Origin of the sequence: Methanosarcina barkeri MS, assembly GCF_000970025.1 — an archaeon.
Lineage (GTDB): Archaea > Halobacteriota > Methanosarcinia > Methanosarcinales > Methanosarcinaceae > Methanosarcina > Methanosarcina barkeri.
In genome coordinates this window covers 2061536-2076373 of sequence record NZ_CP009528.1, presented here as the reverse complement: position 1 = coordinate 2076373, position 14838 = coordinate 2061536, and the positions used below count along the sequence as shown (strand labels likewise).

11 protein-coding genes and 1 pseudogene are annotated in these 14838 nt (G+C 38.5%); 7 read left to right on the top strand and 5 right to left on the bottom strand.

The window, feature by feature from the left end; all coding sequences use genetic code 11:
- Nucleotides 1–126: 126 nt before the first annotated feature.
- From MSBRM_RS08495 to MSBRM_RS08480, 4 genes are read right to left on the bottom strand one after another with little or no spacing between them, the layout of a single operon-like run.
- Nucleotides 127–900, bottom strand: a complete 774-nt coding sequence (locus tag MSBRM_RS08495) for a hypothetical protein (RefSeq protein WP_048117831.1) — start codon at nt 898–900, stop codon at nt 127–129.
- Nucleotides 893–2797 (bottom strand): M1 family aminopeptidase, encoded by a 1905-nt coding sequence (locus MSBRM_RS08490; RefSeq protein WP_048155395.1) that lies wholly within the window; start codon nt 2795–2797, stop codon nt 893–895. Before MSBRM_RS08490 ends, MSBRM_RS08495 begins: the two co-directional genes overlap by 8 nt.
- A 51-nt stretch (nt 2798–2848) precedes the next feature.
- Nucleotides 2849–3169, bottom strand: coding sequence for a hypothetical protein (locus MSBRM_RS08485; protein ID WP_048155393.1), 321 nt, complete (start codon nt 3167–3169; stop codon nt 2849–2851).
- 11 nt (nt 3170–3180) lie between these two features.
- Complete coding sequence (locus tag MSBRM_RS08480; protein ID WP_048156937.1) at nt 3181–4047, bottom strand: ABC transporter ATP-binding protein; 867 nt, start codon at nt 4045–4047, stop codon at nt 3181–3183.
- Between the two features lie 480 nt (nt 4048–4527).
- On the opposite strand from MSBRM_RS08480, the gene MSBRM_RS20795 reads away from it, so the two are divergent.
- Nucleotides 4528–4701, top strand: a complete 174-nt coding sequence (locus MSBRM_RS20795) for a DUF4277 domain-containing protein (RefSeq protein WP_162488867.1) — start codon at nt 4528–4530, stop codon at nt 4699–4701.
- Nucleotides 4702–5517: 816 nt separating this feature from the next.
- The gene (locus MSBRM_RS08475; RefSeq protein ID WP_048117837.1) at nt 5518–6408 is read left to right on the top strand and encodes a thiamine pyrophosphate-dependent enzyme; all 891 of its coding nucleotides are present in this window, start codon (nt 5518–5520) and stop codon (nt 6406–6408) included.
- Nucleotides 6409–6435: 27 nt separating this feature from the next.
- Here MSBRM_RS08475 and MSBRM_RS08470 read toward each other — a convergent pair whose 3' ends face one another.
- The gene (locus MSBRM_RS08470) at nt 6436–7332 is read right to left on the bottom strand and encodes a hypothetical protein (protein WP_048117839.1); all 897 of its coding nucleotides are present in this window, start codon (nt 7330–7332) and stop codon (nt 6436–6438) included.
- A gap of 430 nt (nt 7333–7762) precedes the next feature.
- On the opposite strand from MSBRM_RS08470, the gene MSBRM_RS08465 reads away from it, so the two are divergent.
- The 5 genes and pseudogenes from MSBRM_RS08465 to MSBRM_RS08445 all read left to right on the top strand — a co-directional run bounded on the left by MSBRM_RS08465 (nt 7763) and on the right by MSBRM_RS08445 (nt 14768).
- The gene (locus MSBRM_RS08465) at nt 7763–8383 is read left to right on the top strand and encodes a phosphoribosyltransferase (protein ID WP_080941632.1); all 621 of its coding nucleotides are present in this window, start codon (nt 7763–7765) and stop codon (nt 8381–8383) included.
- A 187-nt stretch (nt 8384–8570) separates the two neighbouring features.
- Nucleotides 8571–8846, top strand: a pseudogene (locus tag MSBRM_RS08460) (IS110 family transposase); the annotation flags it as partial.
- A gap of 775 nt (nt 8847–9621) precedes the next feature.
- Nucleotides 9622–11427 (top strand): HEAT repeat domain-containing protein, encoded by a 1806-nt coding sequence (locus MSBRM_RS08455; RefSeq protein ID WP_052712757.1) that lies wholly within the window; start codon nt 9622–9624, stop codon nt 11425–11427.
- 87 nt (nt 11428–11514) lie between these two features.
- Nucleotides 11515–13569: a HEAT repeat domain-containing protein gene (locus tag MSBRM_RS08450; RefSeq protein ID WP_052712755.1), complete on the top strand. Its 2055-nt coding sequence runs from the start codon at nt 11515–11517 to the stop codon at nt 13567–13569.
- A gap of 584 nt (nt 13570–14153) precedes the next feature.
- A complete protein-coding gene (locus MSBRM_RS08445) occupies nt 14154–14768 on the top strand; it encodes a hypothetical protein (protein ID WP_048155381.1) in 615 nt (204 codons plus the stop codon).
- Nucleotides 14769–14838: the final 70 nt, after the last annotated feature.

Genomic DNA, 14838 nt, shown 5'->3' with positions numbered 1-14838 from the left:
ATAAATGAAAAAAGGGGTGTATTGTTGGGTTAAGTAATATTAAAAATTTTCTATCAGGTATAAAATATAATTATAAGATTCACATCTGCATTCCAGGACAAGGCCTGCAGGAACAGACGACGAAACTCAGGTTTTAGACCTTCTACAGGCAAATGCAAACATAACGACGCCCATAAATATGAAAACCAATCTGCTGTAGAGGAAATCATCGGGCAGAATATAGGGTATTGGACCCTCCATGACTCCCAAATACCAGCGTAGGGGCCACGAAAGGAAATTATTCCCAAAAAGATCAAACCACGCAGGGAGCCTCGGATTAAAAAATCCCAGAAACAGCACAAGAGGCAAAAGAGGGTAAAGCAGTCTGGAATGGAATCTCCCGACCGCCAGGGCAAGCCCCAGTACAAAGATCTGGGAAGGCAACAGAAATAACAGTAAGGGAAGCGTGAACTCAGCATAAGCGTAGAAATTAAAGTAATGGGCATAATACGCAAAGCTCAATAAAATCGGTAAAGAAGCAGCAAGTACGAAAACAGCCGTGATTGCCGAGGCTTTTAGCAGATAATATTTTGGTTCGGAAAGCGGGGTAGAAAATATGATATTTCGAACCGCAACTTCCTTTTCCGAAAAGACGGACATGCAGAAAAGAACAAGGATGACTGATAAAAGTGGCCCTATAAGGGAGAGAAATTCCGAATACGTCCATTTAGAGAAAGGAGCCGTACCGTCTTTTCCCCCGAATACAAAATTCATCAGGATGTAACAGGCAAATAGCGACTCGATGAGGACCATGTAAAAATATTTTTTATTATATGCCAGCCTCAAAACTTCATATTTCAAGACTCTCAACAGGTTAGGGAAATTATTGTTAGGGAAATTATTTGTTGAGGGCTTATTCATCGAAAACCGCCTCCCCTTCTGCTGTTTCTTCCGTCCCCGTTTCTTTCCCCTTTACCGGGTCCTTATCAAGCTCGGCTTCGCTCAGCCCTATTGAAGGCATGAATTCCTCATAAGAAAGGGATTTAAACCTGTAATCCGTATAAATATCCGATAACTTCGTAAAAAATGACTCTTCCCCAAGCAGCTCTTCGGCTCTCAGCAAGAGCATAGGCATCTGGGAATAAAGTTCTATTTTTCGAGTCTCCATTTCATACTTTTGTCTCTGTTTCTCAGGCAGGTTTTCCAGCATTTTCGGATTCGCATAGTAATAACTGTTTTCCATGGAATCTACTCCGCCTTTCCACATTGCAGGGATATATGCTGATGCATAGGAACCAAACTCTTCTGTTACGTATTTGTAGGCCAGGTAATCTGCAAGCCCTTCCGAAGACCAGGGGGGATTTTCCTTCACGAAAACTCCTGTTCCCCACCACTGATGAGCGATTTCATGGGCTAACAGGTCCATATCCCCAACAAAGGTGATGTCTTTAAGAGATGTGAGATCAGAGGAAAAGTTATCTGAATCTCCTCCAATTTCCCTGTCCAGTTCTCTGTTAAACACATATTCTGAAACCGTTACGATATTCAGGGTTGAATGTCCGCCGGTCTTGTAGATAGAACTTTCTACTATTTTTAAGGGGTATTCCTGATACGGATAGCTGCCTATATTTTTTTCATAATAGGAAACAATATTTATTAAATAGTTTTCAATCCCAAGGGTTTCTATATACGCCCTGTGTTTCGGACTGTAATATAACTCGATCTCAGTACTGCCAGCCAGCATCTTTTTTACTTCATAGTTCCCTGCAAAGACTCCGGGTGAAAAATCATTGGAAAGGGCACTGTATTCCCAGGTTTTTCGGCCGTGTTCTTCCAGAACTCCTGTTAATTCCCCGGGAACGACCATTACCAGGTTCTTCGGAGCCGTGACAGAACCCTTTATCTCTATCATATCTTGTGAACCGGTCAGAGGTTCGAAAATCCAGTGTGAGTTTTCCAGCAGGTATATACTCTCCTCTGAGATATAACCGGGAAAGCCGATTGAAGAAGGATATTTGAGTTTACCTGCGTAGCTAATATCTATGGTAACGTTCCTTGATTCGGCAGGGACTTCCAAACGTACCCTGTCCGTTCCTTTTATCCTCTTTAAGGAATTGGGAGCCTCAACTCCATCAACAGTAAGTTTTTTTATATGAATTCCTGCATTTGTGATAAAATCAATGTATTCAGTGCCCGATTCTTTTTCAAATTCATAGAGTACCCTGGCTGAAAGGCTCTGGTTTACAGGAAAGAACTGAACATTCGAGGAAACATGAGTTAGTTTTACATTTTCATTTGCCTTAAGTTCGGTTTTGAATACACTGTCATTTCGGTTAATATAAGGTTCATTGATATAGACAAAAAGAGAAGCGCCCAGAAGCAGCAGGACCAGAACAGGAATCCAGAGCTGCTTTGCATTGAGCTTCAAAGACAAACTCAAATTTAATTCATATCGTCTTCTGCACAGCAGCCCGACGGTAAAAATCCCGGTGGAAACAAAAGTCCAGAGAAGACGGTTGTAGAGAACAAACTTAAAAACCGGGAGGATTCCTCCGAAGTCAGAATACATCACCGCCGAAGTCTGAACCCATTTTAACAGGTAATTTGAGCTACCTATACTCATGAAAAAAAGAATACAGTATGCAAGAAAAGAGATATCCAGGTTTTCCGTAATCAGGTAAAGTCCACTGCAGATCAGGACTGTAAAAAAGATTCCTGCAAGCGTAATTACTAGCAGACTGGACAGAGAAACTACAGGATCAAAGGTAATTTTCAGGACAAATACCTGGACTGCATATAAGGCAATTCCCCCCAGCACTACTGTAAAAATCCCGATGGAGAGGATTGCTGCCGTACGGAATACCAGCAGCTAAGAATAATTACAGGATGTGTTCAAAAGGCTCGTGCTGTTATGTCGGTGGTCCTTGCTCAGCAGCATAAGCGTCAGCACTGCAAAGAGCAGGGAACCGGCTATTGCTGCGTATTGTGCAGGTCCGAGAGCTACGGTAAAAGAGGTTTTTGCAAGCCCCACCAGACTACGCTCATTCGTATAATCGATAGCTTTCAGCCCCAGTACTGTAGCCAGGACAGTCAGGAATATGGACATCAGTGCCAGCTTTGATCTGGAAATCAGCCTGATTTCATTGAAAAGAAAGGAGAAGCCTGACAAAAAAGGAATTCGATTTGCCATTTTACACCCTCTCATCCGCTCTGTGTAATCAAATACATATAAGCATCTTCAAGCGAAGGGATTACGGGTTTTATGCCGGAAGGAAGCTTATCTCCTACAATTCTATACTGGGCTCCGGTTTCTGTGATAAGCCTTGAGGTCACTATACAGTCCGTTTCAATATCAGGGCCAGCTTCACAGTCAGAGTCGAGCACACCGACATGCCCTGCAGCCTTTTTAATCAGTTCTACAGGGTTTCCGTCAAAAAGGATTTCACCCCTGTACAGGACAATTAGCCGGTTGCAAATCGATTCCACGTCTTCAATAATGTGAGTTGAGAGAAGCACAAGCCTGTGGTTCGCATTTTCGGCCAGAAGGTTTCGAAATCTTACCCTTTCAGCCGGGTCAAGCCCAACAGTAGGCTCGTCAACAATCAAAAGTTCGGGATCATTCAAAAGCGCCTGTGCAATTCCAACTCTTTGCTTTTGCCCCCCTGAAAGAGTCCTTATTCTGGAATTTTTCTTTTCGGAGAGCCCGGTTTTTTCTATGCAATTTTTTATCCTTTTTTCTTTTTCAAGACCCAGACCTTTTAAAAGCGCCATATAATCCAGGAACTGGTATACGGTCAGTTCTTCATAAAGGCCAAATTCCTGGGGCAGGTACCCAAGATGATTCTTAAGGTCGTTCTCGCTTTTGCTTATGTCCGTCCCGTCAATTTTTATTGACCCGGTCGATGCAAGGATCTGACGGACAAGGATTTTCATAAAAGTAGTCTTCCCTGCCCCATTTGGTCCTATTAGCCCAACAATAGAAGGAGGTCGAAACTCGAGATTGATTCCTGAAAGTACGGGTTTTTCCGGCCTGTATGCTTTTGAAAGATCTTTAATTTCAATTTCCATTATTTTTTCACCTACTCTCCAAATTAAATAAATCGAAACATTCCGGTTTCCAGACATCCATATAATTTGCACTTATTCTGGTAATTCCTTTGAAGGAAGCTAATCTGGAAATATCTTCCTCAACCCGTACTCATCACAAAAACACAATTATATTACAATACTGGGACAGAAAAACAATTGAATTAGGATTAACAGTTGTACGTTTTTAAGAAGTACTAAGCTTTCGCCTGCGTCGACAAAAATCAAGACAAAGACAATAATAGCAAAGACAATAATAGTTAAAATTTACTATTATAAGAAATTTATATATATAAAAGAATATATTTGAGAAATGATAGAATATGCTTTATCATTAATAGCAATTATAATTTTGTTTTCCCACTCTATATTTTTTACCTGTCTTTCCGCAGATGTCTGACAAATTTATCTATTTTTTAATTAATATATAAAATAACATTATATATTACTTTGATTTTCATTATGCTTGTTACAACACGTTCTCTTGACCATCATGGAATCGTTTCTGGTATTTACGATGAACTTGAAATCGGAATGCTGATGAGGGAAATTACAGAAGTAAAAGTGGAAATTGATTCAAAGGTGATAACCAAAATTGCCAACATGGATGAAGTTAAGGATAAGATAATAGGTTGAGGGGGAAAAATTGTGAAAAATACTACTTTTGATTGGAGACCTGCAGACGGATATATTACAGGGCATTTTTTTGAAACTGTTTTGGCTTATAATTTTTTGTCCGGGAATAATATTTGCTTGAAAGCAATTTTTTGTATAATTAATTTAAAATAATTTATGCTACTCGTATATTCTGGAATAAGGGGATAAATGGGGTATCATCGAATAAAAGAATATCCTGAGGCCGCTGATCCTTCTCTTCGAATAAACATGTTTGGGGGAGCATAATATTTCGGAGAGGCTGTGTTGGGGGATGCAGTAAGTGGATTCAGCGCCTCTGGACTTCTTCTTGCCGTTCTTTTGATTTGTTTTTGATTTGTTATACTTTTGATGAAAGTCCTTCGATGAAAGTCCTTCGTTTTCACAAGACGGAAGTTCCCCGTATCACTAACACACTACCAAGATACCATAAGACTCATTGTAACATTTAGATTCTATCAAGATTTGTTTATCATTAAGATCTGTTGTGCCCTTAGCTGGTTGTTAAGTTGTGCCCTTAACTGGTTGTTAAGTTGTACCCTTAACTGGTTGTTAAGTTGTACCCTTAACTGGTTGTTAAGTTGTGCCCTTAACTGGTTGTTAAGTTGTACCCTTAACTGGTTGTTAAGTTGTACCCTTAACTGATTGTTGTCCGGCTGTTGCAGGTCTGGGGGTTGGGGCAGTCGATGAATAGCACTGCAAAGTTATTGAAAATATGCAAGGGGATTGAAGAATTCAGGATGCAAAGCTCCGAGTTTCGCTTGAAAGCCGGCTCCTGGGTCTTAAGGAGGCATAGTAATGAGTAGAACTGCACCGAAAACGTATATCACATCCGGGCATAGTGCCTGTCCGGGTTGTTGTGATGCTTTTGCTGCAAAATTTACACTTATGGGAGCAGGCCCTGACAGCATTGTTGTTAACCCTACTGGCTGCCTGGAAGTTACAAGTACGCCTTTTCCGCTGTCTTCATGGCAGGTTCCCTGGATCCACTCCCTCTTTGAAAACGGGGCTGCAGTAGCTTCAGGGATCGAAGCTGGCTTAAAAGCCCTTGGCAAAAAGAAAGATACTAAGATTATAGTTATTGCAGGCGATGGCGCTACTATGGATATAGGCTTCGGAGCTATTTCAGGTGCGTTTGAGCGGGGCCACGATTTTACCTACGTCTGTATGGACAACGAAGCGTATATGAACACTGGAGTCCAGCGCAGCAGTGGAACGCCCTATGATGCAAGCACAACGACCACTCCACCCGGGAAATTCTCCTTTGGAAACCCGCGCCCTAAGAAGAATATGCCTGCCATTATGGCAGCTCATGGCTCTCCATATGTGGCTACGACTTCCATAGGTTTCCCAAGAGACATGATTCGTAAGGTCAAGAAAGCAACTGAAGTCATGGGTCCCACCTACATCCATGCCCATGCTCCGTGTACAACAGGCTGGGGCTTTGATACCTCAAAGACCCTGGAGATTGCTAAACTTGCAGTTGAAACCTGTCTCTGGCCCATGTATGAGATGGAAAACGGGGAAATTACCCAGGTCAGGAAAATTAAGAACCCAAGGCCAGTCGAAGAATATCTGAGAGTCCAGAAAAGGTTCAAACACCTGTTCACCATGGTAGGCGGTGAAGACGAAATAAAGAAGATTCAGGCCATGGCAGACTGGAATATAAAACATTTCGGGCTTCAGTGAAGAATGAAGTTCCAGTATCCTGAATTTTTATTTTGAATCCACCCAGAGCGCCCTCATCGTTTCCCTTATTGCTTCTATCTTTTTTATATTAGCTTCATCATTTATGATATCGAGTTCATTGAAGGATTCAAGGGCTATCTTAGCTGCAATTGAAGCATCGTTCAGATATCTGTTTCCTGAATTGCTCACAATGGTCTGGAGGGCAGAGGCTGCCTGGAGAATCGCACTTTCCATGTTTTCATCCTCAGCTTTTTTTCCAACTTCTTCAATAGAGCTTGCGATATTTATTACCGTATTCTGGAGATTTTCATTCATGGCTGCGGCAGCCATTTCCTGAAGCATAAGCTCTATTCCCACTGCAGCTTCTTCAAGGTTCTTCTGAGCCGTAAGTTTTCCAATATCCCCAAGGCATGAGATACATATTGCCGCATTTTCCGAAAAATCTGGAACCTTCACCCCTGCAACCGCTTTTCCGATTTCTCCAAGTCCTATTATAACTGCTATAGTTTCTCTTTCCTTATTAAGGAGAGCTGCCGTATTCCCGCTTTTCCCGAGAACTGAAGCCGCTAGCTTGGCTACCATTTCCATCTGCTGTTTGGCAGCTATTTTTCCTATAGCTCCAAATGAAAGTAGAACTCGGACATCCATTTCCTGCATATTCTGCTCCATTGAGCATTGTAGCAGCTTTTCAAGGGCTTGAATAGCATTGACTGCGGCATTCTCCATTCCCTGGCGAGCAGCAGCCTTTCCTATTTCCTTTATGGAAACTACCGTTTTTTCAGCTTCTGGCTCTTTTCTCTCGTTCACATAGCCTATGCCGATTTCGGTCAGACAACTGAGAGCCTTGTTTACTCCTTCGTCAAACCTTTCTCTAACGGAATTTAAACCCAAGTTTACCATTTTGTCTTCTTTCTTTGAAAACATGGCATAAGACTCCTTTACAGTGGTTAGACCTTCTCATAAAAGACTTGCGAGAAGAGTTTCAGTACATATTATTCTCAAAAAGTATTTCATTTTTGTCAATTCCTACTCTACTTTATTTTTCTCACTTATTTTCCAGATACTCTTTATTTATGTTTTCCTGGATTCAAATATTTTCAGGTAATAGTGAGCTTTCAGACGGATTAATAAGTCATTAAACTGATAAACTCGTTAGATAAAATTGTTAAACTGGCTAGAAAAGGATCTTATTTCTCTTTATAAAGTATCCGTCAATTCGCTACCAGCAGGTTATAAAACATGCATTAAGAAGGCGATTTATCTGACGCAGGAAAGAAAAATTCAATCTCAACAATCCCAAGGCCAGACAGAAAAGGACTCATTCAGGTGTGAGCTTATAAGCTTTAATGAAGTCTTGCGGCTTTCCAGAATTCTTGCCCAAAAGGTCAAAGCTTCTGGCTATATGCCTGACCTGATTGTTGCTATAGGGAGAGGAGGCTATGTGCCTGGAAGGCTGGTTTCCGATTTTTTACTCTTCAATGACCTTACCTCAATGAAGATTGAACACTACTCAAGAGCTGCGGACATGCGGGAAGAAGCAAGGATAAAATTCCCTATTCCTGTGGATATAACAGGAAAAAAAATCTTGATTCTCGATGACGTAACCGATACAGGCGAGACACTTAATCTTGCAGTAGATTACGTTTTAAACCTTAATCCTGCATCTGTCAGGACTGCAGTGCTCCAGCATAAAATCTCCTCGAATTTCACGCCTGATTTTTATGCCCAGAAGGTTCTCAAATGGCGCTGGATCATTTACCCCTGGGCCAGGTATGAAGATCTGGCAGGGTTTGCAGAAAAAATTATTCAGAATAGGACCCTCGATCTCTCTCAAATTATAGCCGAGTTTAAGCACAGGTATGAACTGGATCTCAAGGAAACTGAACTTTTAAAAATTTTAAGCGATCTAACGGAAAGGGGTGAGCTTGAAAGCACAAAACAGGATAACAGAAAGCTATGGAGCATCAAGAAGTAGATACTTCATGAAAAGAGTTCTAATCAAAAAGATCTCGATAGAATTAACAGATCAATAGAATTAACAGATTAACAGAATTAACGGATCCATAGAACTCGTATAAAGGATAATTTCAGTTTAGTTTATTGCTGCTTATTCGTAAAAAGGAAAAAGAGAAGACTAAAGGGTATATAGCAAAATTTACAGAAGAAAGAAAAATAGCAGGTTAAAAGAGTTTTTTAACAAAAAAAAGAAGTCAATTGGACATGCCAAGGCAATTATTGCCTTGGCAAGGAAAATTGCAACGATAATATGGCATCTTATCGTAAACGATGAGATATACGAAGATAAAATTGGATATAAAAAAGGAGAAATTCAAAAGAGGAAGATTGTTGAGACCGAGATATTCTCAGTTGATGAACGAATAAAAATAATTAGTGAAATATTTGCAATAACGGAAAAAGGAGATGAAGAGAGCACGTGAGGAAGATTTTCTCATGTACTTTCATGCTAAATAATATACCTGATAACGATTTTCAATTCTCAAATTCGTCAGGAAAGCTAAGGATTTGCTTTATCAGAAAGGTTCACTTTTTAAATTTGATTAATTACTTCCGATTTATCCTTAGCCTTGACTTTTTAACTGATTGTCGGTTTTTCACTGATTTTTTGATTTAAGAGTTTCAATTAAAGAGATTCATTTATTTTCGGAGACTGTGATATATCCAAAACCGTTTGAAAGTTCAATACACGATACAGCAGCAAACGGCGCAAAAAGTTAAACATTGAGTAAGTTCCAATCTCATATTGGTATTGTGAAATAATCATGTAAAATGAAACAAGTTATAAGTTGGAGTAAAATAGTGGGTCAACTGTATACGATATCTCTTTCCGCAGATGTCCTTACAATTTTCACAATTTTTTCTGCTATCGTTTTTTCTGCTAATTGCATGTGATGTTCAAAGATATATTTTTAAAATGTCCTACAATTTTCGGCATTTTTACCTTCAATGAAAACTTTCAACTCGATTTCCCAAAGCTTCAGTTGAGATAATACAAGAGATTTTTGAGAAATTCTCCAAAACCGATAGCAGGAAAATTGTTGTTTTTTTGAGAACATCTGCGGAAAGTCAGTTCGATATGTAATTGAAATAAATAAATTAAAAAAGCGAAATAATTTCGGGATAAAACACATTCTCGAAAACCAAAAAGAAAAATTTTTAAACACCTACTTAATATGATTTTACGGTGTTTGGCAGTTGGTCGACCAGGAGAAAATTCACAATCAATGTCTAAGCGATGATCTAAAAGAGCGTATACATGCGTTAGAGCAATTAGAGGAATTCTTCTCTCTCATGCCAGATAAACAACAATCATGGAGTGATTTACTTAGATTGACCAAGGATGAAGACAGTCATGTGAGTCATTGGGCTGCTTCTGCTCTTGGTTCTGCGTTTTCTCAAGTGCCAGATAAACAACAGGCATGGGATGATTTACACAGACTGACCAATGATGAAGACTGTAGTGTAAGATATATTGCTGCCGAAGCTCTTGGCTCTGCATATTCTCAATTGCCAGATAAACAACAGGCATGGAATGACTTACATAGACTGACTAATGATGAAGACAGTGGTGTGAGGTCTAGTGCCGCCTCTTCTCTTGGTTCTGCTTTTCCTCAATTGCCAGATAAACAACAGGCATGGAATGACTTACATAGACTGACTAATGATGAAGACGGTGATGTAAGAACCTTCTCAAATCATTCTCTTGGAAGAATTTTAATATTTATGGCTTCCCAGGCAGAAACAGATGAAGATTACAAAAAAGAGCTGGAAAAGGCAATAGAATTTTTCGAAACTGCAGCAGAGGAATCATATGGTTGGGATAATCCTGCTCAATTTTGCCTTCCTTTTTATCGCTCATTCCATACAATTATTTTCAAAAAACAGGAAGCTAAAGAAGAAGTGAACAAATATCTAGAAGAAGCTAAATCTGTAATTGGAAGCTCAGAGAGCAAAAAACAGCTTTTTGAAGCTGTCCAAAACCTCGCAGAAGCATTAAAAGAAGTCCAGAATTTGGAAACTCTAGATTTACAGGCGATGAAAGATGAGCTTAACTTCTATAGAAAATACTGTGATCATGCTGCAGAACTAATGAAATGCACTGACGAAAAAGCACCGTTTGCGACAAAAGTTCTGAGAAAAGGGCTGCCCATTCTAGATAGAAATCTAAAAGAGCTTCTCGAAGAAATTCAAGAGAAAGCAAAGACAGCGTGTCAGGTATCGCAAGGAACTGCTACACAAGAAATCGCATGCGCTGTCAGTAGAGAAGTTCAGAAATGGGAAATAAGTGATCCCAAAAAAATGGTCCAAAATATAGAGGACCTTGCTTATATCCTAAAAAATAAAGTAGCAGACGTTCCTGAGAATGAATATATTATAAGCAAAATTGAGTTAATGAGGAATGAAATAGATCTGAATAAACAATATGGAATTCTACTTTTTGTAATTGCGCAAATCCCAACTATGAAGGTAATAACAGAGAAAGAATTAGATCGTAAATTCTTCAAGCTGGATCTCATTTACGATAAAACTATCAGCATTGAAACCAAATTGGATTTGATTCAAAAAACGCTAGATACAGGTCTTGAAAAGCTAGATATGCTTTCTACTGAAGTAGGTGGAAGAGAAGGAGAACTTATCCAAACCTTTTCTAAGAATATTCTTGAATTGACACAAAAATGTGATAAAGAGACTCTTGAAAGTTTTCTTAGAGAAGTTCTCGAAAAAGAAAATATACTAATTGAGGAGATAGACAACTCTTCAGCATCTCAAGAGGAAAAAGAAGAATCAAAAAGTAGTATTTTAAATATTAGATCGGTGTTCGATAAAGTCAAACACCCTATAAAATCATTCGGAAAAGATGTCACAAAAGAGATTGTTGTCACTTATGCAGCTGAAGAAATTGTAAAGCTTGTTTTTCAGTTAATGTCAATGGCAACTTTAGGAGTTCCAATTCCTCCTCAGATTTTGAATCTCTTGAGTAGCATGACAAAAAGAACTTAAGAAAAAGAAATACGCTCAAGTTAAGCAACAACTAAAACGAAACCATTTTAAGCGTCAAATATTATACAAATTTCTGGTGTTTGGCAGTTGGTCGACCAAGAGAAAATTCACAATCAATGTCTAAGCGATGATCCAAAAGAGCGTATACATGCGTTAGAGGAATTAAAATTTTATTTTTCATACATGCCGGATAAACAACAAGCATGGAATGACTTACATAGACTGACCAGTGATGAAAACAGTGATGTTAGGCATAGTGCTGCCTTCGCTCTTGGTTCTGTATTTTCTCAAGTGCCAGATAAGCAACAAGCATGGAATGACTTACATAGACTGACCAGTGATGAAAACAGTGATGTGAGATATTGTGTTGCCTGGGCTCTTAGGTCTGCGTTTTCTCAAGTGCCGGATAAGCAACAGGCATGGAATGACTTATTTAGATTGACCAATGATGAAGACAGGTATGAGGTGAACAATAGTGCTGTCTTCGCTCTTGGTTCTGTATTTTCTCAAGTGCCAGATAAGCAACAGGCATGGAATGACTTACATAGACTGACTAATAATGAAAACAGTTATGTGAGGTCTGGTGCTGTCTCAGCTCTTGGTTCTGCGTTTTCTCAAGTGCCAGATAAACAACAGGCATGGAATGATTTACATAGACTCACCAATGATGAAGACAGTTATGTGAGATCTGATGCTTCCTCTGTTCTTGGTTTTGTGTTTTCTCAAGTGGTAGATAAACAACAGGCATGGAATGATTTACATAGACTCACCAATGATGAAGACAGTTATGTGAGGTCTGGTGCTACCTCAGCTCTTGGTTCTGCATTTTCTCAAGTGCCAGATAAGCAACAAGCATGGAATAATTTACATAGACTCACCAATGATAAAAACAGCAATGTAAAGTCTCATGCATCCTGGGCTCTTGGTTCTGCATTTTCTCATGTGCCAGACAAACAACAGGCATGGAATGATTTACATAGACTGGCCAATGATGAAGATTCGCTGGTGAGATCCTTCTCAAATCATTCTCTTGGAAGAGTTTCGATATTCATGGCTTCCCTGGCAGAAACATATGAAGATTACAAAAAAGAATTAGAAAAGGCAATAGAATTTTTCGAAATCGCAGCAAAGGAAGCATTTGGCTTTAATCCAGCTCAGTTTTGTCTCCCTTTTTATCGCTCATTCCATACAATTATTTTCAAAAAACAGGAAGCTAGAGAAGAAGTGAACAAATATCTGGAAGAAGCTGAAGCTGCAATTGAAGACTCAGAAAGCAAGAAACAGCTTTTTGAAGCTGTTGAAAACCTCGCAGAAGCATTAAAAGAAGTCCAGAATTTGGAAACTCTAGACATACAGGCGATGAAAGGCGAGCTTAATTTCTATAGAAAATACTGTGATCGTGCAGTAGAACTAATGAAAGATACTGAAGAAACAGCACCGTTAGCGACAGAAGTTATGAGAAAAGGACTACCTATTCTGGATAGAAATATAAAAAGAATCCTAGAAGAGATTCAAGAGAAAGCAAAAAATACATACAAGCAATCTCAAGGAACCGTCACAGAAAAAATTGCATACTCTGTTTGTAGGGAAGTTCAAAAATGGGAAATGGGTAGTCCAGAAGAAATGACACAAAAGGTAGAGGATATTGCATATGTTTTAAAAAAGAAAATTGGATACGTTTCCGAAAATGAGTATGTTTTGAATAAGATTGAAGCAATGAGATACGAAAGAAATCTGATAAAACAATATGAAGCCCTACTTTTCGTGATTGAGCAAATTCCTACTATCACAGTAGTTCCTGAAGATGTTGTAGTAGAAAATATCAACAAAGTAGGTCAAGAATTAGGAACAAAAGTAGATGGTCTTTCTCAAGAAATTAATGAGATAAGGATTAGCTTAAGCCCTGGCATAACACAAGAAATTGAAATTTCTTCAGGGATTGAGATTTTGGGAACAGGTGCAGCGCTAATAACAACGATTCCTTTACAAGAAATTTCTTATGCTGAACTTAAAGAAGATTTGCAAAGGATAAAAGGAGAGAATATTAGCAAATTGTCTGAGCTTCCAAAAAGATTAGCTAACAAAATTAAAGGTTATTTATTAATGAAAGACAGAGAAGATATTGTTGAGCAGTTAACTTGAAGTGTGTTATTTTTAGCGATCAGTCAACGAGATGTTATTGCCTGTTTTACTTGCTTTATACATGGATGTAAAAACGGCTTTATGGTGCTTTTTTCTTAAATATCAGCCAAGCGTTTTAATCATTTTTTATAATTAATAAAGATAGATATAATAGATCGTAAATCAAAAACGTTTAATATCTCTGAAAGCAATTTTCACTTGTAATCTTCGTTTATTGGGATAAACAGAGGTTTCATAAGCAAACACCAGAGGAGGATTAAAGGACTTCCTCAATAAATTTAACGCTTATTAACTGGATAAAATTGGTTTTTAGATCAGATTAAAGTGTATTTTTGATGGGAAAATTAAAATTAATCATTTTTTCCAAGAATAAAGCGTTTATACAACTGGTTATTTCGAATAATTTTGAAGGTCCCTAATCAGATACAAATTGACCATCCAATCGTCAAACTTTTGAGAATTTTGCGACATAGTTAAGATAACGACACAGAGCTTAAGATATTGTCTACTATATCATTAGTTATTTTGACAGTCAAGCATCGGTTAATACAAATTATGCGGACGTTGTACTTTGGAGCTATGCTATGAAGCAAGAATCAATACGTCAGACAAGAGTATCATTGTTCCTAATATCACTCACTTTTTTAGCTATGTGGATCGAATTCGTTATTTGTAAGTATATTACACCGAATATGCCTTATAGAGAGCTTATTAATCTCCTGACGCTATATCTCTTTTCACTGGTTCTTCCTGCAATTGGAATTTTAGTTTTTATTAAAAATATGAGAAGAATATCACCTAGGTGGTATTGGGGAGTTCCATTTCTTGTTGGAATTATTCTTAATACGTTTGTAAGGGATCTTACGTTTATGGTTCCATTTAGCCCAAACGCTGTTAACCTCTTTTATGGTCAGCCATTCCTTTCCAACTTTGTCACCTTTGATTCCACTACCATAAGCATCATTACTATATTCTTTTCCGTTGCCGTTGCACTTTTCTGCCTCTCTGTCCCAGAAGAAAAAAGAAAAAAATTGATGTTGCCTTTTGCACTTTCTCTCATTGCAGCATTTTCAAATATGATCCACTTTATAGTAGGTTTGATGGGAGAAAGTACTGTAGCCTATTACTCTTTTTTTGTATCTTCAATAGCTGTTTTTATCGTTGGTTTATTCTTCATGGTAATAGCTGATACGTTTTAATATCTTTTGGGATCACCTATATGTACATGCGTAATGTGCTCGCAAATATACTTGTTTTGAAAAATAGGTA